24 protein-coding genes are annotated in these 20411 nt (G+C 51.3%); 14 read left to right on the top strand and 10 right to left on the bottom strand.

All coding sequences use genetic code 11. The features are described 5' to 3' along the window. The first annotated feature begins 82 nt into the window (after positions 1–82). Together AAHF05_RS05830 and lipA are read left to right on the top strand one after the other, a co-directional pair. Positions 83–1036 (top strand): YbeF family transcriptional regulator, encoded by a 954-nt coding sequence (locus AAHF05_RS05830; RefSeq protein ID WP_032667026.1) that lies wholly within the window; start codon positions 83–85, stop codon positions 1034–1036. Positions 1037–1243: 207 nt separating this feature from the next. Beyond that, a complete protein-coding gene (gene lipA, locus AAHF05_RS05825; RefSeq protein WP_028019480.1) occupies positions 1244–2209 on the top strand; it encodes a lipoyl synthase in 966 nt (321 codons plus the stop codon). A gap of 81 nt (positions 2210–2290) precedes the next feature. On the opposite strand, the gene tatE is transcribed toward lipA, so the two are convergent. Continuing rightward, on the bottom strand, positions 2291–2494 hold the full coding sequence (gene tatE / locus AAHF05_RS05820) for a twin-arginine translocase subunit TatE (RefSeq protein ID WP_023310742.1): 204 nt from the start codon (positions 2492–2494) through the stop codon (positions 2291–2293). A gap of 125 nt (positions 2495–2619) precedes the next feature. Beyond that, positions 2620–3408, bottom strand: a complete 789-nt coding sequence (locus tag AAHF05_RS05815; protein ID WP_129323570.1) for a deaminated glutathione amidase — start codon at positions 3406–3408, stop codon at positions 2620–2622. Between the two features lie 67 nt (positions 3409–3475). On the opposite strand from AAHF05_RS05815, the gene crcB reads away from it, so the two are divergent. Then, entirely contained in the window at positions 3476–3859 is a 384-nt protein-coding gene (crcB, locus tag AAHF05_RS05810; RefSeq protein WP_028019482.1) for a fluoride efflux transporter CrcB, read from the top strand. Positions 3860–4078: 219 nt separating this feature from the next. Here crcB and cspE read toward each other — a convergent pair whose 3' ends face one another. Both cspE and pagP read right to left on the bottom strand, forming a co-directional pair. After that, positions 4079–4288, bottom strand: coding sequence for a transcription antiterminator/RNA stability regulator CspE (cspE, locus tag AAHF05_RS05805; RefSeq protein ID WP_002439184.1), 210 nt, complete (start codon positions 4286–4288; stop codon positions 4079–4081). 190 nt (positions 4289–4478) lie between these two features. Next, positions 4479–5096 (bottom strand): lipid IV(A) palmitoyltransferase PagP, encoded by a 618-nt coding sequence (pagP, locus tag AAHF05_RS05800; RefSeq protein WP_164881335.1) that lies wholly within the window; start codon positions 5094–5096, stop codon positions 4479–4481. A gap of 392 nt (positions 5097–5488) precedes the next feature. On the opposite strand from pagP, the gene dcuC reads away from it, so the two are divergent. Next, on the top strand, positions 5489–6856 hold the full coding sequence (gene dcuC / locus AAHF05_RS05795; protein ID WP_129323571.1) for an anaerobic C4-dicarboxylate transporter DcuC: 1368 nt from the start codon (positions 5489–5491) through the stop codon (positions 6854–6856). Positions 6857–6986: 130 nt separating this feature from the next. Then, entirely contained in the window at positions 6987–7760 is a 774-nt protein-coding gene (gene rna / locus AAHF05_RS05790) for a ribonuclease I (RefSeq protein ID WP_374936466.1), read from the top strand. Here the strand turns inward: rna and AAHF05_RS05785 are convergent. Then, a complete protein-coding gene (locus AAHF05_RS05785) occupies positions 7754–8371 on the bottom strand; it encodes a flavin reductase family protein (RefSeq protein ID WP_129323573.1) in 618 nt (205 codons plus the stop codon). The two genes, rna and AAHF05_RS05785, sit on opposite strands and share 7 nt — an antisense overlap. 246 nt (positions 8372–8617) lie before the next feature. Here AAHF05_RS05785 and rnk point away from each other — a divergent pair, with 246 nt between their 5' ends. The 3 genes from rnk to uspG all read left to right on the top strand — a co-directional run bounded on the left by rnk (position 8618) and on the right by uspG (position 9812). Next, positions 8618–9028 carry a nucleoside diphosphate kinase regulator gene (rnk, locus tag AAHF05_RS05780; RefSeq protein WP_028019487.1) on the top strand — a complete coding sequence of 137 codons (411 nt, stop codon included), beginning with the start codon at positions 8618–8620 and terminating at the stop codon, positions 9026–9028. A gap of 138 nt (positions 9029–9166) precedes the next feature. Then, a complete protein-coding gene (gene yldA, locus AAHF05_RS05775; protein ID WP_272910382.1) occupies positions 9167–9256 on the top strand; it encodes a small membrane protein YldA in 90 nt (29 codons plus the stop codon). A 127-nt stretch (positions 9257–9383) separates the two neighbouring features. Continuing rightward, positions 9384–9812: a universal stress protein UspG gene (gene uspG / locus AAHF05_RS05770; protein WP_028019488.1), complete on the top strand. Its 429-nt coding sequence runs from the start codon at positions 9384–9386 to the stop codon at positions 9810–9812. Between the two features lie 60 nt (positions 9813–9872). On the opposite strand, the gene ahpF is transcribed toward uspG, so the two are convergent. Then, positions 9873–11438 carry an alkyl hydroperoxide reductase subunit F gene (ahpF, locus tag AAHF05_RS05765; protein ID WP_129323574.1) on the bottom strand — a complete coding sequence of 522 codons (1566 nt, stop codon included), beginning with the start codon at positions 11436–11438 and terminating at the stop codon, positions 9873–9875. 120 nt (positions 11439–11558) lie between these two features. Then, positions 11559–12122 carry an alkyl hydroperoxide reductase subunit C gene (ahpC, locus tag AAHF05_RS05760; protein ID WP_008501015.1) on the bottom strand — a complete coding sequence of 188 codons (564 nt, stop codon included), beginning with the start codon at positions 12120–12122 and terminating at the stop codon, positions 11559–11561. 623 nt (positions 12123–12745) lie between these two features. Here ahpC and AAHF05_RS05755 point away from each other — a divergent pair. The 3 genes from AAHF05_RS05755 (at position 12746) to AAHF05_RS05745 (ending at position 15654) form a co-directional block, all read left to right on the top strand. Then, positions 12746–13645 (top strand): LysR family transcriptional regulator, encoded by a 900-nt coding sequence (locus AAHF05_RS05755; RefSeq protein ID WP_129323575.1) that lies wholly within the window; start codon positions 12746–12748, stop codon positions 13643–13645. 174 nt (positions 13646–13819) lie between these two features. After that, a complete protein-coding gene (locus AAHF05_RS05750; RefSeq protein ID WP_129323576.1) occupies positions 13820–15043 on the top strand; it encodes a phosphoadenosine phosphosulfate reductase in 1224 nt (407 codons plus the stop codon). Beyond that, on the top strand, positions 15028–15654 hold the full coding sequence (locus AAHF05_RS05745; RefSeq protein WP_028019492.1) for a ParB/RepB/Spo0J family partition protein: 627 nt from the start codon (positions 15028–15030) through the stop codon (positions 15652–15654). The genes AAHF05_RS05750 and AAHF05_RS05745 overlap by 16 nt, the downstream gene beginning before the upstream one ends. On the opposite strand, the gene AAHF05_RS05740 is transcribed toward AAHF05_RS05745, so the two are convergent. Further along, positions 15655–16815: a pyridoxal phosphate-dependent aminotransferase gene (locus AAHF05_RS05740; RefSeq protein WP_129323577.1), complete on the bottom strand. Its 1161-nt coding sequence runs from the start codon at positions 16813–16815 to the stop codon at positions 15655–15657. Between the two features lie 123 nt (positions 16816–16938). Between AAHF05_RS05740 and AAHF05_RS05735 the strand changes: the two genes are divergently transcribed. Genes AAHF05_RS05735 through AAHF05_RS05725 form a run of 3 tightly spaced genes read left to right on the top strand, consistent with a single transcriptional unit; the run spans position 16939 to position 18778 of the window. After that, positions 16939–17553 (top strand): methylthioribulose 1-phosphate dehydratase, encoded by a 615-nt coding sequence (locus AAHF05_RS05735; RefSeq protein ID WP_129323578.1) that lies wholly within the window; start codon positions 16939–16941, stop codon positions 17551–17553. Next, complete coding sequence (gene mtnC / locus AAHF05_RS05730; protein ID WP_129323579.1) at positions 17550–18239, top strand: acireductone synthase; 690 nt, start codon at positions 17550–17552, stop codon at positions 18237–18239. Before AAHF05_RS05735 ends, mtnC begins: the two co-directional genes overlap by 4 nt. Further along, entirely contained in the window at positions 18236–18778 is a 543-nt protein-coding gene (locus AAHF05_RS05725) for an acireductone dioxygenase (RefSeq protein ID WP_129323580.1), read from the top strand. The genes mtnC and AAHF05_RS05725 overlap by 4 nt, the downstream gene beginning before the upstream one ends. Positions 18779–18837: 59 nt before the next feature. On the opposite strand, the gene AAHF05_RS05720 is transcribed toward AAHF05_RS05725, so the two are convergent. Continuing rightward, on the bottom strand, positions 18838–19308 hold the full coding sequence (locus AAHF05_RS05720; protein WP_129323581.1) for an SRPBCC family protein: 471 nt from the start codon (positions 19306–19308) through the stop codon (positions 18838–18840). 42 nt (positions 19309–19350) lie between these two features. After that, a complete protein-coding gene (gene mtnA, locus AAHF05_RS05715) occupies positions 19351–20367 on the bottom strand; it encodes an S-methyl-5-thioribose-1-phosphate isomerase (protein ID WP_028019498.1) in 1017 nt (338 codons plus the stop codon). Positions 20368–20411 lie beyond the last annotated feature (44 nt).

Below are 20411 nucleotides of genomic sequence, written 5' to 3'. Positions count from 1 at the left end.
AACCAACACTTTACGAATCTCTACAGGCATAATAAATAAATTCAACTATCATTCATAATGTGAATGTATACGGAGTAAAAGCGTGGAGTCTACTAATTTACCAGCTAAACGCCTGAATGAACCTGGTGGCGAAGACAAGCCGCAAATTTTTCGGACTTTACGTAATATTGATCTCAATTTACTGACTATTTTTGAGGCAGTATATGTCCATAAGGGTATCGTTAATGCTGCGAAAATTCTTAATCTCACGCCATCAGCAATAAGTCAGTCAATCCAAAAGCTACGCGCTATATTTCCCGACCCGTTATTTATCCGTAAGGGTCAGGGGGTGACGCCAACGGCTTACGCCACACACCTCCACGAGTACATCAGCCAGGGGCTGGAGTCGATCCTGGGCGCACTGGATTTAACCGGGAGCTACGATAAACAGAGAACCATCACCATCGGCTGCTCCCCTTCTGTGGGTGTACTGGTGATGCCTGCGATCTTCCAGGCCGTGAAAGAGCAAGTGCCGCAGCTCCTGCTTCGCAATGTGCCTCTCAATGAACCTGATATTCAGCTTGCTCAGTTTCAGACAGACCTGATTATTGATAGCGGCAGCTTTAGCGCCAGAGCACTCGGGCAAAATGTGCTTTATGCAGATAACCTGGTTCTGGTGTGCCGCCAACATCATCCTGCTCTTAGCGAGCCATTGGCCATCGAAAACTTGCGTAACTATGATCATTCATCATTCATGACCGATGGGCAGTCTAATCATGCCCTGCGCCAGCGGATTGATGAAATCTTCCCGGAACGTCAGATCAGTTTCAGCAGTTACAATATGTTTACCACCGCATCCCTGATTGGCAGCAGTGACATGCTCTGTATTATGCCTTCACGCCTGTACAGCCTGCTGCGAAAATGCTGGCCGCTGGAGAGTATTCCTCTCAGCCAACTTAATGCGGAATCTATCGAGATTTCACTGCATTACAACAAACTGAGTTTGCGCGATCCGGTACTGGAAAACGTCATCCGCATTATCCGCCAGGCCTTCTGACAGGCTCAGACAGCACAAGCCCCTGCTACAGGCAGGGCAAAAGGCACAAAACAACAACTATTTTACAAATTGGCGACCTGGCAGGCTGCTTTAACGACCGTTTCAATGATATACTGCCTGTCGTTCGTTCAAAAATAGTTGATAAATACAACATTCCCTTGAATTGAAACGCTTTCCTTCGATATTCGCAACTGGAACACGCACGCTATGAGTAAACCCATTGTGATGGAACGCGGTGTTAAATACCGCGATGCCGATAAAATGGCCCTTATCCCGGTTAAAAACGTGGCTACAGAGCGCGAGGCGCTGTTAAGAAAACCGGAATGGATGAAAATCAAACTTCCGGCCGACTCTTCGCGTATCCAGGGGATCAAAGCGGCGATGCGCAAGAATGGCCTTCACTCCGTCTGTGAAGAAGCCTCTTGTCCGAACCTTGCTGAATGTTTCAATCACGGCACCGCGACGTTTATGATTCTGGGTGCCATCTGTACCCGCCGCTGCCCGTTCTGCGATGTTGCTCATGGCCGTCCGGTAGCGCCCGACGCTAACGAGCCTCAAAAACTGGCACAGACCATCGCCGACATGGCGCTGCGTTATGTCGTCATCACATCTGTTGACCGTGACGACCTGCGTGATGGGGGTGCTCAGCACTTTGCTGACTGTATTACTGCCATTCGTGAGAAAAGCCCGAACATCAAAATCGAGACGCTGGTTCCTGACTTCCGCGGCCGTATGGACCGTGCGCTGGACATCCTGACCGCGACGCCGCCAGATGTGTTTAACCACAATCTGGAGAACGTACCACGTATCTACCGCCAGGTACGTCCAGGTGCAGATTATAACTGGTCCCTGAAGCTGCTGGAGCGCTTCAAAGAGGCGCATCCGCATATTCCAACCAAGTCTGGCCTGATGGTTGGCCTGGGTGAAACCAATGATGAAATCATTGAGGTAATGCGCGATCTGCGTCGCCACGGCGTCACTATGCTGACGTTGGGACAATATCTGCAACCAAGCCGCCACCACCTTCCGGTACAGCGCTACGTAAGCCCGGACGAGTTTGATGAGATGAAAGCCGAAGCGATGGCGATGGGCTTTACCCACGCAGCATGCGGCCCATTTGTTCGCTCCTCATACCATGCCGATATGCAGGCGAAAGGCGAAGAAGTTAAATAATTCTGTAATATTCATTTACAGTAATACGAAAAAACCGGCCTCATGAGCCGGTTTTTTTTCGCAAGCCCTCAGGCATTGCTATCACTCTTTGTGAGAAAGCTTGTCTGCCGGGACGTCATCCTCAGCGCTTTTCTTGGCCGCCGCATCATCGTCGTTCATTGCTTTTTTAAAGCCTTTGATGGCAGCCCCCAGGTCACCACCCAGCGTGCGTAACTTCTTGGTACCAAACAGCAGGACGACCAGTGCGGCAACCACCAGCAGTTTGGTAATACTAATCTCACCCATAGATACCTTCTTTACTTAAAACAGGCTGCATTCAGCGCCAAAACCTGATTGTATTAACGGTCATTTGACGCGTGCACACAATAGCAATCTGTAACAAGGTGAATCAAGCATTGTTGAAAAAAACATCACAATAATTGCGGTGGCGCAAACCGACGGTTATGAAGAACAGGTAATTGCTGACGTGCAAGCGCAATCCGTTCTAAATTAATCTCCGCGACCAGCAACACAGGGGTTTCCGCTGCAGCAGCAATCGTCACCCCCAGCGGATCGACCACCCTGCTTTGCCCGATGTTTTTATTACCGCACTCCCCTGCGGCAACGACATAACAAGTGGTATCAAGTGCGCGCGCCGCAAGCAATGTTCCCCAATGATGCTCTTTTAACGGCCCTTTCACCCAAGCCGCAGGCAATACCAGAATGTCCGCCCCTTGTAGCGCCAAATTGAGCGCCAGCTCCGGAAAACGTAAATCGTAGCAAGTCATCAACCCAACCTTAAACCCTTCAATATCCAGTAGCGGCGGAACACAGTCACCGGGATCAACAAGCCGTGACTCCTGAATGCTGAACGCATCATAGAGATGAAGTTTGGCGTAACGTGCGACAATGGCGCCGCCACGGATAGCCACAAGCGTATTGACTGCTCGACCCGGCGTTGAGGGAACATGGATCGTTAATATCGTCGTCATCGTATTACCCGCGATCTGGGCGAGCAATTGCTGTAAAAATTCACCGTCCAGCAACTGCGCGGACTTCACGGATAAATCCGGGTCATTATCATCCCTGGCCAGCAGCGCCTCAGGGAGCACCAGCAACGACGCGCCTTTCTGCCAGGCCTGCTTCATCAGGTTGACGCACGTGAGCGCATTTTTGTGCCAGTCTGGCGTGACCGCAAACTGTCCAACTGCAACATACATATTTGTCCCCTCATCATAAACAGCGTTAAACTCGCTACTCTTACACATCAAATAGCAGGTATTTAGCGTGTTACAACTACTTTTAGCCGTTTTTATTGGTGGGGGAACGGGTAGCGTTGCTCGATGGTTTCTGAGTATGCGGTTTAACCCCCTTCATCAGGCTATACCCATGGGAACACTTGCCGCAAACCTGATTGGTGCTTTCATTATTGGTATGGGGCTGGCCTGGTTTAACCGAATGACACACATCGACCCGATGTGGAAAGTCCTGATTACGACAGGTTTCTGCGGCGGGTTAACCACCTTCTCGACGTTCTCTGCAGAAGTGGTGTTTCTCTTTCAGGAAGGCCGTATCGGCTGGGCGCTGACGAATATCGCGATTAACATGCTCGGCTCCTTTGCGATGACGGGGATCGCATTCTGGCTATTTTCCTCTGCAAGTACGCATTAACTGTCGAACCGTTAATGTTGCCTTAATTTTTCTCTGTCACTCTGGCTCCAGTGCTGAACGAGGGTGACAGAATGAAACAGAGTCTGATGAGCGCAGGAATGGTGTTGTTAAGCGTGCTGATCGTTGCCAGCTTCCTGAAAATGTATCTGCTTGGCTGATTCAAAACGAAAAAAACCCGCTCTGTGAGCGGGTTTTGAAATTCTTGCTGACGCGTCTGAATTACAGAGCGATTACGTTAGCAGCAGAAGGGCCTTTGGCACCGTTAGTGATTTCGAACTCTACACGCTGACCTTCAGCCAGAGTTTTGAAACCATTAGACTGGATTGCAGAGAAGTGTACGAACACGTCTTTGCTGCCATCTTCAGGAGTAATGAAACCGAATCCTTTGGACTCATTAAACCACTTAACGTTACCTTTAATCTTAGACATCAAAATTACCTTTACATTAAAAAACGACACAAATGCTGTGTCGGTTACCAGTACATCAATTGTGAGACCTTTTGTCCAGCGGATCTTTGATAAAAAGTGACTAAAGTCGCGTTAATTTTCACTGACAGATTTTTATCGTTTATGAATCAACGTCTGCGCGTTTTTTCACCATCATGTAACGTTTTGTCAGTTAAAACTGAAAACGCATCCAGGCGAAGTAAACGTTTCCGTTGTTGTAAGTCCCCGGGATGTAGGTCATCTGGAACGTTGCGGGGCCATAGCCAATAGAGGCAAGTGGAAGCAGCACCGGGATCGGGATGTAATTCCAGTTGTCACGTGCAGTGACGCCGGCGGTATAACCTAAACCGACGTGGAAGTTCTCGTCCGCTAACGGACGCCAGGTTTTCTCCCAGCCATAACCCCCTATCGGTTCCCATTTATTAAACGAATCTTTAAAGGCCATCAGATAGATGCCATGCCAGTTGCCCTTTTCATCCCAGCGCGACTGACCAAAACCAGCCCCCCACGGGCGCTCGTTGTATTTATCTGTCTTCTCTTTGTCATAAGCAAAACGTGCATGCCACGTTATTGCCGGAACATAGAGATCATAATGTTCAGGCGCGGTCCAGGTCTGAGAAACATTATCCGTGAAGGTAGAGAACCAGCCTTTATCCTTTGCGTTGTCCTCTGCCTGTGCAACGGAGGAGAACGTTAACTGCCCAAAAATAAACAACAAAATAGAGAAAAATGTATTACGTACGATCACAATGCAATTACCATTCTTAGTATTCGAGGCAAAGTTTACCATAAATTAGTTTAATCAACGCTTAACAGCATCAGTATTATTCCTAATTATTCGCACTCCTGAGGGAATATTCTTAAAATAGTCCACCTGCAAGCGCGAATAATCACACTAAGGGTGTGCCATTAGCGAATTTATTCCCTGGCAATACAAACACTCAGCAACTTACAAAAAATTAACATTTCATTATCATTGTAAAGACAATTTGCGGTGTTACTACTGGTCAAGCCCCTCATGATATAAATGTATAAGCCGTGGCAAAAACACTGTCTGACTGCTCTTTAGTCATCTATTTATTGATTTTAATCAGCAAGAACAGGCCATTAATTCGGCACATTTTCATCCTTCTTTTTTTTTGATTATTTGTGCTCAAGGGCAGCAGAGATACAGGGGAAATCATGCTTACGTTAATCGAACTCCTTATTGGGGTCGTCGTCATTGTCGGTGTAGCTCGCTACATCATTAAGGGATACTCGGCAACAGGCGTATTATTTGTCGGTGGTTTAACACTGCTGATTATCAGCGCCATAATGGGTCATCAGGTGTTACCGGCCAGCGCAAGCAGCACGGGTTACACTGCTACCGATATTGTTGAATACATTAAAATATTACTCATGAGCCGCGGCGGCGACCTGGGTATGATGATCATGATGCTGTGCGGGTTTGCGGCCTACATGACCCATATCGGTGCCAACGACATGGTCGTTAAGCTTGCCTCTAAACCCCTGCAATATATTAACTCTCCGTATCTGCTGATGGTCGCAGCCTATTTCCTCGCCTGCCTGATGTCACTGGCCGTTTCGTCGGCAACCGGACTTGGCGTCCTGCTAATGGCCACGCTGTTCCCGGTGATGGTGAATGTCGGTATTAGCCGTGGTGCGGCGGCGGCAATTTGCGCGTCTCCGGCAGCTATTATTCTCTCCCCTACCTCTGGCGACGTCGTGCTGGCGGCAAAAGCAGCGGAGATGTCGCTTATCGACTTCGCCTTTAAAACCACGCTACCGATCTCGATAGTTGCAATTGTGGGAATGGGGATTGCGCATTTCTTCTGGCAACGCTATCTCGATAAGAAAGAAAACATCAGCCATGAAATGATGGATGTAAGTGAAATCACCACGACAGCGCCAGCGTTTTACGCCATTCTGCCGTTCACGCCGATTATAGGTGTGCTGGTTTTTGACGGTAAATGGGGCCCTCAGCTACATATCATTACCATTCTGGTCATCTGTATGCTGCTGGCCGCAGTGCTGGAATTTGTACGCGGCTTTAATACACAAAAAGTCTTCTCTGGCCTGGAAGTGGCGTATCGCGGTATGGCAGATGCGTTTGCTGGCGTTGTTATGCTGTTGGTTGCCGCAGGCGTCTTTGCCCAGGGGTTGAGCACTATCGGTTTTATTCAGAGCCTGATCTCCATCGCGACCTCATTCGGCTCCGCCAGTATTATCCTGATGCTGGTGCTGGTGGTGCTCACCATGCTGGCGGCCATGACAACGGGTTCCGGTAACGCGCCTTTCTACGCCTTCGTTGAGATGATCCCGAAACTGGCTCACTCTTCCGGGATTAATCCAGCGTATCTTTCCATTCCGATGCTGCAGGCGTCGAACCTGGGTCGTACCATTTCCCCTGTATCCGGCGTCGTCGTCGCCGTTGCCGGGATGGCAAAAATTTCGCCATTCGAAGTGGTAAAACGTACCTCCGTACCGGTTATTGTTGGCCTGATTATCGTGATTATTGCCACGGAGGTGCTGGTTCCCGGTGCCGCTTAAGTTAAATTACTGATATCCAGAAAGCGCCTGCGGGCGCTTTTTGTGCTTTAATAATTTCCAGAAATTAATCATGTTTATTCGATCAGGAAATCACATGTTCAGGAAGGATATCGTAATCCCGTCTGGCGCAATGGCGCTGGCACTTTGTGTCTTCTCCACACAGGCCGATCCGCTCGAGGCAACGCAGTATGGCGATTTCGATCGCTATGTGCTGGCGCTGTCCTGGCAAACCGGGTTTTGTCAGAGCATGGTCGAACGTAACCGCAATGAGCCTGACGAATGCCGACTGCAAAAAGAGCGTGAAAATAAAGCTGATTTTCTGACTGTCCACGGGTTATGGCCTGGTTTGCCGAAATCTATTGCCGCACGTGGCGTGGATGAACGTCGCTGGATGCGCTTCGGCTGCGCCACGCGCCCCATTCCAAATATGCCAGAAGCGAAAGCCAGCCGAAAATGCGCTGCCGCCGAAACCGGACTGTCGCTTTCCGGTGCCGCGAAGCTGAATAGCGTGATGCCCGGCGCAGGTGGTAACTCCTGTCTGGAACGTTACGAATATGCCAAACATGGCGTCTGCTTTGGTTTTGATCCCGATGCCTATTTCGGCACGATGGTGCGAATGAATCAGGAAATAAAAAACAGCGAGGTCGGTAAATTCCTGGCGGATAACTACGGTAAAACCGTTACTCGCAGCGATTTTGACAATGCCGTTGCCAAAAGCTGGAGCAAGGAGAATATCAAAGCGTTCAAGCTGACCTGCAATGGTAATCCGGCTTATCTGACCGAAATGCAGGTTTCGCTGAAGGCTGACACCATTAATAATCCACTTTCTGCGACATCATTTGCACCGCAGCCACATCCTGGTAACTGCGGAACACAATTCGTCATTGATAAGGCGGGTTACTGACTTACTACCGGTCGTACCATATCAAACCGGTTTTCATCACTGATGCCATAGTAAGCCGTCGGCCCACCCGCACGCAGGATGGGCTGCGCTTTCGCCGTCTGGTATATCCCCTCTTCCAGCAGCGTTTCGGCAATATGAATACCGACCACCTCTCCCAATACCAGCCAGGTGTCTACCGGCGTACCATCGGCCCCGGTCAACTGAATGCACTGCGACAGGCGACACTCAAAGTTCACCGGGCTTTCTGCCACACGTGGCGCGCGCAACAACTGGCTGGTCGCAGGCGTCAACCCGGCAAAGGTAAATTCATCTTTCCCGTGAGGAAGTGTGGCGGAGGTTTCATTCATTGCTTCGGCTAAATCGCGCGTCGCCAGGTTCCAGACGAACTCTTTTGTTTCGGTAATATTACGCACGCTGTCCTTCCAGCCATTGCTGGAAAAACCGATGATCGGCGGGCGATAGTTAAAGCAGTTAAAGAAGCTATACGGTGCGAGGTTCAGTTGACCTGCATGGTCGCAGGATGAGATCCAGCCAATCGGACGTGGGCCAATAATGGCGTTCAGCGGGTCATGCAGCAGGCCGTGTCCCTGAGACGGTTGGTAGAAGTACATAGTTTTCTCTCCCTGGAGGGCAACGCCCGGATTCAGAACTCTCAGCGTAACGTATTCTGCCAGGAATGAAGACTGAATAAATTTCAGCGAAAATTCATATGGACCATGAATGTGACTTTCATCACTTCAAACTTGCACGCTCAGCCAGTATTATCGGGAGAGTTAAACCCTCGCTGCCAGACGGCGAGGGTTTTCTTTTGGATTGGTTTCTGCGTTACACGCAGTATTAACGACATGGAGTAAAAAATGTCCAGACCTACAATTATCATCAATGAACTCGACGCAGAACGTATCGACAGACTGCTGGAAAAAGCAGAATTCGCCTCACTTCCGGTGGCTGACGCCCTGAACGAGGAGCTGGACCGGGCGCAAATGTGCACGCCAGAGTCTATGCCGCATGACGTCGTCACCATGAACAGCCAGGTAAAATTCCGCAATCTGACTACCGGTGAAGAGTTGACCCGCACGCTGGTTTACCCTGCACAGATGACAGACAGCAGCACACAGCTTTCCGTTCTGGCACCAGTGGGGGCCGCACTGTTGGGGCTGCGCACAGGGGATACCATCCACTGGGAGTTACCGGGAGGTACCTCTACCCACCTGGAAGTGCTGGCACTGATCTACCAGCCAGAAGCCGCAGGCGATTACCTGCGTTAACCCCTTCTGAACAAGCGCCCACCGCTTTGCACAGAGGATGCAGCCGCATCCTCTTTCCGCAAATTCACCCGAAATGCTTATATCGCGCGAAAAGGCCTTAATCCACGCTTAATCTGTTTTGGTGCCGTGGGGACGGTCATGAGTGAGATACTGGCTATCACACTTATTTTTCTGATTTTTGTGGCGATCATCGTCACGGCAGTGCTCTATCTTGAGCGCTACTGGTAACGCGTTTTTCTCCTGCTTCTCAAACGTAAAATATTCCATGGCTTGAAAAAGTGCCAGACAGCTATCAGAAACCTGAATCATTTTATGCTTGAATGTTTTTAGCGTTTATAAACAAGGAGAAACGGGTATGTATCAGAGAATCATTATGCCGGTTGATGTTTTTGAGATGGAGCTGAGCGACAAAGCGGTACGCCATGCGGAGTTTCTGGCGCAGAAGGACGGTGTTATCCATCTTTTGCACGTATTGCCCGGTTCCGCCAGCCTGAGCCTGCACCGCTTTGCTGCTGATGTGCGTCGCTTCGAAGAACATCTGCAGCACGAAGCTGAAAATCGCCTGCAAACCATGGCCAGCCATTTCAGTATCGATCCTTCACGCATCAAAACCCATGTCAGGTTCGGCAGCGTGCGCGATGCCGTTAACGAACTGGCAAGCGAACTGAAAGCAGACGTGGTGGTCATTGGTTCGCGCAACCCTTCCATCACCACACATCTGCTGGGATCAAACGCCTCCAGCGTGATCCGTCACACGCATATTCCGGTGATGGTGGTGAGATAAAAAAAGAGGCCACCTTTGGGTGGCCTCTTGATTTTGCAGGTGTAGTCTTACTTTCTTTTGTTATGCGGTTTTGGTGCGGATCAGATAGTCAAACGCGCTCAGCGACGCCTTAGCCCCTTCGCCAGTGGCGATGATGATCTGTTTGTACGGCACAGTCGTACAGTCACCCGCCGCAAACACGCCTTTTACGCTGGTTTCACACTTCGCATCAATGATGATTTCACCCATGCGGTTGCGCTCAATTGCACCTTCCAGCCAGGTGGTGTTCGGCAGCAGACCAATCTGTACGAAGATCCCGGAAAGCTGAACGTTATGCACATCGCCACTCACGCGGTCACGGTATTCCAGTCCGGTCACTTTGCTGCCGTCACCCTTCACTTCCGTGGTCTGCGCATTCAGTACGATGTCGACGTTTTTCAGGCTGCGCACTTTGTCCTGCAGCACCTGATCCGCTTTCATTTCTGGCGCGAACTCAAGCAGAGTCACATGTTCAACAATACCGGCCAGGTCAATAGCCGCTTCCACACCCGAGTTCCCGCCGCCGATCACCGCCACGCGTTTACCTTTGAACAGTGGGCCGTCGCAGTGAGGACAATAGGTCACGCCTTTGGTGCGATACTGATCTTCTCCCGGGACGTTCATATTGCGCCATTTTGCACCGGTGGCAATGATGATGCTGCGTGCCTTCAATACCGCGCCGGAGGCCGTTTCAATCTGGTGTAAACCGCCTTCTATTGCAGACGGCACCAGTTTGCTGGCGCTCTGGCTGTCGATAACGTCAACCTCATAATCGCTAACGTGCGCCTTCAGAGCACCGGCCAGCTTCTGGCCTTCGGTTTTCGGTACGGAGATGTAGTTTTCGATGTCCACAGTATCCAGTACCTGGCCGCCAAAGCGCTCGCCCATCAGACCGGTACGAATCCCTTTACGGGCAGAGTAAACCGCCGCTGCCGCGCCCGCCGGACCGGAACCGACGATCAGCACGTCGTAAGCATCGCGTTTGTTCAGCTCTTCCGCCGCACGTTTTTCAGCGCCAGTGTCCACTTTGGCAACGATTTCGGTGAGCGTCATGCGGCCCTGGCCAAATTCTTTACCGTTCATGTATACAGCCGGAACCCCCATCACGTTGCGATCGGTAATTTCGTTCTGGAACGTACCACCGTCAATCGCCGTGTGTTTGATGTGCGGGTTCAAAACCGACATCAGGTTCAGCGCCTGCACCACATCAGGGCAGTTGTGGCAGGAGAGTGAATAATAGGTTTCAAACTCAAAATCACCGTCGATATCACGGATCTGTTCCAACAGCGCCTGCGCTTCTTTTGACGGATGACCGCCAGTCCACAGCAGTGCCAGCACCAGCGACGTAAATTCATGCCCCAGCGGAGAACCGGCAAAGCGCGGCCCCTGGTCAGAACCCGGGTTGGTAATCAGGAAAGACGGCTTGCGGACGGCACGCGCATTATCTTCTTTGAAGGTCACTTTCGGTGACAGTTCAGCGATCTCTGTCAGCAGTTCCTTGATCTCTGCCGATTTCGCGCTGTCATCCAGCGTGGCAATCAGCTCAACAGGTTTAGTCAGTTTCTCAAGATAGGCCTTGAGCTGGGTTTTCATGTTAGTGTCGAGCATTCTTCTTCCCTCTCTTAAAACGTCATCATGCAAGCTGCCTTATACAGGCGGCCTGAACGCAACTTGCATCATGGTGCTGGAATGAAATGGGCGCGGATGCGCCCATTGGGTGGACAAGACTTAGATTTTACCGACCAGGTCCAAGGATGGAGCCAGAGTCGCTTCGCCTTCTTTCCATTTTGCCGGGCACACTTCGCCTGGGTGAGACGCTACGTACTGAGCGGCTTTCACTTTACGCAGCAGGTCAGAAGCATCACGGCCGATACCTTCAGCGGTAACTTCGATAGCCTGAATAATGCCCTGCGGGTCAACGACAAAGGTCGCACGATCAGCCAGGCCTTCATCTTCACGCATGTTGTCGAAGTTACGGGTCAGGGCGCCAGTCGGGTCGCCGATCATCGCGTATTTGATTTTCGCGATGGTTTCAGAGCTGCTGTGCCATGCTTTATGAGTGAAGTGAGTGTCGGTGGACACAGAGTAAACGTCTACGCCCAGCTTCTGCAGTTCGTCGTAATGGTCTGCAACGTCACCCAGTTCGGTCGGGCAAACAAAAGTAAAGTCAGCCGGATAGAAGAAGAACACGCTCCAGCGACCTTCGGTATCTTTCTCAGTGACTTCAATGAATTCACCGTTTTTGAACGCCTGGTTTTTGAAAGGTTTAATTTTGGTATTAATCAAAGACATCTGTACTTCCTCCGTGTTTTCGTTGAGAAGTAAGGTAACCAACTTTGCTCATCGGGGCTAATGCGTTTGCGTTATCAAATCAATCAGCGATACCTAACAACACCAACAAGACAATAAGGTGAACCTTTTAAAGGAAACGCCAAAAGTAAAAAGGCCGCCTCAACGGGCGGCCCTGATACCTGAATTCCCCGCGGGTACATTCAGTGCCAGCCGAAACTGGCGTTGCGTTGCGCTCTACAACCCTTTATATCAAGGCAGTAACAGCGGTTTGATTACACCACCCGTACAGGTATTGGGCAATCCATAAGAGCGACATTCCTGTCTATGGCTGCAATAGGTTACGCCTAACATCATTCCGGCGCGTTATACATTTATTTTCGTGATAAAAATATCGTCATTTATAAATGACAGTTGTTATTTAAAACGACCACCTGAACTTCCAAGATAAAATTACCTTAATCACCTTTGAAGCACTATTTCAATAATCTGACGCCGTGATATATTAAGATGCGTTTAAATTAAAATTAAGAGCGTTAGCCACAAGGATTGTAAATGGTTAACTTCAAACTATAGTTATCAGTGATGTGATAACCGTAGCAAACACAGCATTCTCAGGACGAAACATGGCAAACCTCTACGACCTTAAAAAATTCGACCTTAACCTGTTAGTTATTTTTGAGTGCATTTATCAACATCTGAGTATCAGTAAAGCAGCCGAGACGCTCTATATCACGCCGTCCGCGGTAAGCCAATCACTGCAACGTCTGCGAGGTCAACTTAACGACCCGCTGTTTATCCGTTCTGGTAAAGGGATCACCCCGACCACCGTCGGCGTCAATCTGCATCAACATCTGGAGCAAAATCTTAACCAGCTCGAGCAGACCATTAACATGATGCACAGCAGTGGGCTAAAGAAGAGTTTTGTGATCTACTGCCCGCAGGTTTTGAGCACAAAAATCATGCTTGGCCCGATGAGACTGCTCATCGATAAGTATAATTATGAAGTTGAATTGCATGATGTTTTTCTTGCGCCGGATTCAGCAGAAGATCTGCTGGCCTACCGAAAAGCGGACCTGGTTTTTTCGTTCACGCCCTTAAACAGCCGCTCCATCACCTGCAGTCGGTTTTCTCAACTTCCTTTTGTTCTGGTTTGTCGGGAGGATCATCCGCGCATCAGCGAAAACCCGACGTGCGAAGAGATTCTCAATGAAAACTTCACCGCCTACCTGAGCGATGCGAGCAGCGTTAAAGCCTATCAGGAACAGGTCGACCACTTTTTAACGGAAAGAAATATTGTCTTTCGTAGTGACTCTTTTATTTCGCTTCTGACGATGATCAGTTCATCCGACCTCATTGGAATAGCGCCAGTTGCGGCCTTTGAACAATATGGTTCCGCACTGAAATTACGTAAAATCGAAACCGACATCCAATTCCCAGGTATTGATATTTACATGATGTATAATCGCTCTGCGTTAAACAGCTCAGCATTCGCAAGTTTCATTGAGGAAATAACCTTACCATGAGTTTTTTCGTGGCCCCGGTACAAAATTCGGAGCCACAAGCTTTCAAAAACATACACCGTCGTTATATAAATAAACGCATTATTTTTTACATTCATTTATTTTTTTGATTGATACAATCCTTTCTCCAGTCTTGATACTAACGTCTGGTATTTATTACTCAGGATGAGAATAACCATGTCAATTTATAAGTCCCCTCTGAATCAGGATGTTCTCACTGCCGCACGGGAGCGAATAAAATGGACTCTCGAGCATTTACCCAGGACCTGCGTCTCTTTTTCGGGGGGTAAAGACTCCACCGTCATGCTTCATCTTGTTGCCCGGCAGGCACGTCTGATGAAAACCAAAATAGATGTGCTCTTTATCGACTGGGAAGCACAATTTTCCCATACCATCACCCATGTTGAACATATGCGCGAACTGTACAGCGATGTTATTGACCATTTCTGGTGGGTGGCGCTTCCCCTGACAACGCAAAATTCGCTGTCACAATTCCAGCCGGAATGGCAATGCTGGGAACCCGGTACCCGTTGGGTTCGCCAGCCACCAGAAGATGCGATAACCGATCCCAACTATTTTCCTTTCTACCAGCCAGGAATGACGTTTGAGACCTTTGTCCGCTGTTTCTCCGACTGGTACTCATGCAATCGCCCGGCCGCCGTGCTGATTGGTATTCGCGCCGATGAGTCTTACAACCGTTTTCTGGCTATCGCTTCGGCACGTAAGCAGCGGTTTGCAGACGATAAACCCTGGACGACCGTCGCGCCTGGTGGACACGCCTGGTATATCTACCCGCTCTACGACTGGAAAACTGCTGATATCTGGACCTGGTTTGCCAAATCGGGATGCTGTTATAACCCGCTCTATGACCTGATGTTCCAGGCTGGTGTGCCGCCGCGCTATATGCGCATCTGTGAACCCTTCGGCCCGGAGCAACGCCAGGGATTGTGGCTCTATCACGTTGTTGAGCCTGAACGCTGGGCGGCCATGTGTGAACGCGTGAGCGGGGTGCGCAGCGGAGGGATCTATGCGGGTCACGATAACCATTTCTATGGTCACAGGAAAATCCTCAAACCCGAACACCTTTGCTGGCGCGAATATGCCATGCTGCTGCTCGACAGCATGCCGCAAAATACAGCAGAACATTACCGCAATAAAATCGCCATTTACCTGCACTGGTATCAGAAGAGAGGCATGGCCGATATTCCCGATACGCAGGACGGTGATATCGGCTCCAGAGACATCCCTTCATGGCGGCGTATTTGCAAGGTTTTACTCAATAACGACTACTGGTGCAGGGCGCTGTCATTCAGCCCTAATAAACCCAAATATTATCAACGCTACAGCGACAGAATGAAGGCTAAACGCAAGGAGTGGGGCATTTTATGCGACAAAGAATAATTACCGAGATGGAAACGTATCTTCAGTCACTTCCCGAAGAGGAGCGAATTAATGCCATAAATGCATTTCGTGAAGCAATACATCGAAACAGCCCTTTTCGCGAGCAACCTATAGACTGTGTCCTCTGGATTCGGCAGGACGCGATTACCGCCAACGATTACAACCCCAATAATGTTGCACCTCCTGAAAAGCGGCTGCTCAGTCAATCGCTGGAACTTGATGGATTCACCCAACCTATCGTGGTAACAGAAAGTGAACCGCAGCACTACGAAATCGTGGATGGCTTTCATCGCCATGAAATCGGCACCCATCGGGCGGCACTAAAGCATCAGCTCAAGGGATACCTACCCGTCACCTGCCTGCGCCAGGACCGACAGGATAAAAATAACCGTATGGCCGCAACCATTCGCCACAACCGGGCGCGTGGTCGACACCAGATCAATGCCATGTCAGACATCGTCCGTGAACTGGCACAGCTTGGCTGGAATGATGAGAAAATTAGCAAAGAGCTCGGTATGGACAGCGACGAGGTCCTGCGTCTCAAGCAAATCAACGGTCTGCTGGAACTGTTTGCAGACCGTCGTTACTCAGAAGCCTGGACGGTAAAATAATCAGAGTGTGTTCAGGCGCTCTGCAGCCGCCAGTAGCGTCGATTCCTGCTTTGCGAAGCAAAGGCGGATAAGTTTATGCGGGAAGGGATCGGCGCAGAAAACCGACAGAGGAATGGCTGCCACACCCACTTCTTTTGTCAACCACTGGCAGAAACTCACATCATCCAGATCCGAAATAGCACTGTAATCTGCCAGCAGGAAGTACGTACCTTCAGACGGTAAAATTTCCAGACGGCTTTTACTCAGCGCATTCACAAACAGATCCCGACGTTCACGATAGAAATCGGGCAGATCGCGATAATGCTCTGGTTCTGCTCGCAGCATATCCGCCAGTGCCAGTTGAGCTGGCGTGTTCACCGCAAACGTCAGGTACTGGTGCACTTTACGCAATTCAGCACTGATGGCTGCCGGTGCCACGCAGTAGCCCACTTTCCAGCCGGTCATATGGTAAGTTTTACCGAACGACGAGACAGCGATCGCCCGCTCGCGAAGCTGCGGATGGGCCAGCACGCTGGCGTGTCCTTCTTCGGCAAAGCAGATGTGCTCGTAAACTTCATCGCTTAGCACGTAAATTTCACGGTCGCCGATGGCCTGCCACAGCGCCGCGAAATCAGCTTTCTGCCACACCGTCGCAGACGGGTTATGCGGTGTATTCAGAATCACCAGGCGAGTTTTTTCGCTCAGCAGCCCCTCAAATGCCTGCCAGTCTGGGCGGAAATGCGGTGGCTGGAGCGCAACACGTTTCACCACGCCGCCGGAAAGTTCAACCGCAGGCGCATAGCTGTCGTAGCTCGGGTCAAAGCAGATAACCTCATCGCCCGTACGCACCAGCGCAGTAATAGCCGCATACAGCGCTTCGGTCGCCCCGGCGGTTACCGTAATGTCGCTGGCCGCATCGGGCTTATAGCCATATAACTCGGCCGTCTTGTCCGCAATGGCGTCCCGCAGCGCCTGTACGCCCGTCATCGGCGCATACTGATTCGCCCCCTGTGCAACATGGTACGCCAGACGTTCCTGCAGAAAAGCCGGGCCGTCAAAATCCGGGAAGCCTTGCGAAAGATTAATGGCGTTATGTTGCTGCGCCAGCGCACTCATCTGCGTGAAGATGGTGGTGCCAAGATTGGGAAGTTTACTCTGCGGAATCAATGCGTTGTTGCTCATTGTTGTGTGCCTGCTTGTAATACTTATGTTGCTGCCACTATAACACGATGTTAGTCTTTGGCAATCAAGACGCTTAGACGTCTAAACCATATCCATATTCCTGTCCGGGAGGGCAAAAGGAAAATGACAGACAACCTGCAACTCACACACCTGGTCGATGCCTGCCGCTGGATTGGCGCCAAAGGCTGGGCGCCTGCTACTGGCGGTAATATGTCGGTGCGTCAGGATGCGCAGCATTGCTGGCTCAGTGAGTCCGGCAAAGATAAAGGCAGCCTCACCACAGAAGATTTTTTGCATGTGGAGATCGCCACCAATCGCGCACCGTCGGGCCGTAAGCCTTCAGCAGAAACCGGCCTCCATACGCTGATTTACCGCCTGTTCCCGGAGGCCAACGCGGTGCTGCATGTCCACACCGTCAACGCCACGGTGTTATCCCGTCTGGTCAAAGAAGCCGAGCTGAAAATCAGTGGTTTCGAGATGCAAAAATCCCTTACCGGACAGACCTCGCATCTGGATACCGTCGCTATCCCGGTGTTTGACAATGACCAGGATATTGACGCCCTCGCCTCACGAATCGCCCATTACGCTCAGGAACGCCCGCTTAATTATGGTTTTCTTCTGCGCGGCCATGGCTTAACCTGCTGGGGACGTGACGTGGCAGAAGCCCGCCGTCATCTGGAAGGGCTAGAATTCTTATTTGAATGCGAAATGCGTTTACGACAACTGGAGAGAGTATGATTCGCGCAATTGTGACGGATATTGAAGGCACCACCAGCGATATCCGTTTTGTCCACGATGTTTTGTTCCCCTACGCGCGTGAACGGCTGGCGGCCTTCGTGACTGCCCAGCAGTACGCCGAGCCGGTCAACTCCATTCTGGACAATCTGCGTGATGAAATCAGCAGCCCTCGCGCCAGTACCAGCGAGCTTATCGAGGCCCTGTTTGCCTTTATGGATGAAGATCGCAAATCCACTGCGCTGAAGGCCCTGCAGGGCATCATCTGGCACGACGGCTATGTGAACGGTGACTTTACCGGCCATCTCTACCCGGACGTGCTGCCTGCGCTGGAAAAATGGAAAGCGCAAGGCATTGATCTCTATGTTTATTCCTCTGGCTCCGTTGCTGCGCAGAAACTGTTATTTGGCTACAGCGACGAAGGTGATATTACTCATCTGTTCAGCGGTTATTTTGATACCCACATTGGTGCCAAGCGCGACGTGCAGTCTTATCAGAACATTGCGACGCAAACGGGTATTGCCCCGTCGCAGATCCTGTTCCTGTCGGATATTCATCAGGAGCTGGACGCCGCTGAACAGGCAGGCTTTCGCACCCTGCAACTGATTCGTGGTGATGATGACGGCGCAAGCCATCACCATCAGGTACACCAGTTCGACGAGATTAATCCGGAGCAGATCCCTTCATGAGCGCATTGACCATTTATTCCGATAAAGACGCCAGCCAACACCAGTGGCACAGCACCAACGCAGACGAGATCGCCCAACAGCTCAACGCCAAAGGCGTGCGGTTTGAACGCTGGGCTGCGGATCGTGATTTAGGCCGCGACCCTGCGCCGGAAGCCGTGATCGAGGCGTATCAGCATGCCATCGACAAGCTGGTGGCGGAGAAAGGCTATCAGAGCTGGGACGTGATCAGCCTGCGCGCCGACAACCCGCAGAAAGAGGCGCTGCGCGCGAAGTTCCTGAATGAACACACCCACGGCGAAGATGAAGTGCGTTTCTTCGTGGAAGGCGCGGGATTGTTCTGCCTGCACATTGGCGATGAGGTGTATCAGGTGCTGTGCGAGAAAAACGACCTGATTTCCGTGCCAGCAGGCACGCCCCACTGGTTTGATATGGGTTCAGAGCCGAACTTTACTGCGATCCGTATTTTCGATAACCCGGAGGGATGGATTGCGCAGTTTACCGGGGATGCCATTGCGGATGCGTATCCGAAACTCGCATGACGCAGCAGTTTACTCCCTCTCCCTGTGGGAGAGGGCCGGGGTGAGGGCATCAGCGCGCACTATGTGTTGAGCCCCTTCACATACGCCACCAGCTGATCCAGCACAATCCCCCACCCTTCGTGGAAGCCCATCTGCTCATGCTGTTCACGGATTTCCTCCGTGGGATGGCGGGCAATCGCGGTGTAACGGGTTTTGCCCTCTCCCGCATCTTCCAGCAGCAGAATTGCGGTCATAAAGGGTTTTTCAGCCGGTTTCCAGTCCTCAGTGTAGCCATCGGTGAAGACCAGTTTCCTGCCCGGGTCGATCTCCAGAAAAACGCCCTTGTTGTCCATACGTTGTCCATCCACCTCAAAGACCGTGTTGAACCGTCCGCCCACGCGCAGGTCGAGATCGCATTCGGTCACTTTATGAGGGACAGGGATAAAGAAATTTTTGATGTGTTCCGGTGTGGTCCAGCAGAGCCACAGCAGGTCGCGTGGTGCATCCACCACGCGTTCCAGTTTTAGGTCAGTGTTAGGATCAAGCTTCACGATTCTGTCCTCTAAAGGGAAACCCTTAAAGGATAGCCAGGCTCAGGCAAATTTCCCCTTTGCCACGTCTTCTGGCATCACTACGCCGGTATCCAGCACCCATCCACTAATAAGCGATGCAGGCGTAACGTCAAACGCCGGGTTATAAACCCGTGCGTTTTCCGGTGCCCACTGCACCGCGCCAAAACTTCCCGCGACACCCGTCACTTCGCTGGCGGCTCGCTGTTCTATTGGGATAGCTTCGCCGTTTGGGCAATCCGGGTCGAGCGTGGTTTGCGGAGCGGCCACGTAGAACGGAATGCCGTGGAATTTCGCCAGCACCGCCAGCGAGTAAGTGCCGATTTTGTTCGCCACGTCACCGTTAGCGGCAATGCGGTCTGCACCTACCCATACGGCGTCTACCAGCCCTTTTGCCATCAGACTCGCGGCCATGGAATCGGTAATCAGCTGATACGGTACCCCCAGCTCGCCCAGCTCCCATGCGGTCAACCTTCCGCCTTGCAACAGAGGACGCGTTTCATCCACCCAGACGTTGCTGATCTTGCCTTCCTGATGGGCGCGGGCAATCACCCCAAGCGCCGTACCAACGCCTGCCGTTGCCAGCCCGCCGGTGTTGCAGTGGGTCAGCAGGCGGCTGCCGGGTTTAACCAACGCACTACCGGCTTTCGCAATGGCCTCGCAAAGCTGTTTATCTTCGTCGATCAGACGCAGCGCTTCCGCCACCAGCGCCGAAACAAAATCTTCCTGCCATAGCGCCAGCTTCATGCGGTCGAGGTTGTTCATCAGATTCACCGCCGTGGGGCGGGAGGCGCGCAGTGTCTCCAGTGCCAGTGCAAGTTCGTCTCGACTTTTGCCGTTTTCAGCCAGCAGCGCCAGCAGCAGGCTTGCAGAGAGACCAATCAGCGGCGCGCCGCGCACCCGCAGGGCGTGAATATGCCCCACCAGCAACTCTACCGTAGAGGCGTCCAGCCAGCGTTTCTCCTGCGGAAGCGCCTGCTGATCGAGAATAAATAGCTGATTTTCCGCCACCCGCAGGCTGGTCGTCTGTAATGTCTGCATGTCGTTAATTCTCTGTTGCGTTGATGTAGCACATTGTGTCAGGA

The organism is Enterobacter adelaidei, assembly GCF_041937165.1.
Classification (GTDB): Bacteria; Pseudomonadota; Gammaproteobacteria; order Enterobacterales; family Enterobacteriaceae; genus Enterobacter; species Enterobacter adelaidei.
Note: the sequence above shows the minus strand (reverse complement) of the source record. Positions and strands in the feature narration are given on the sequence as shown.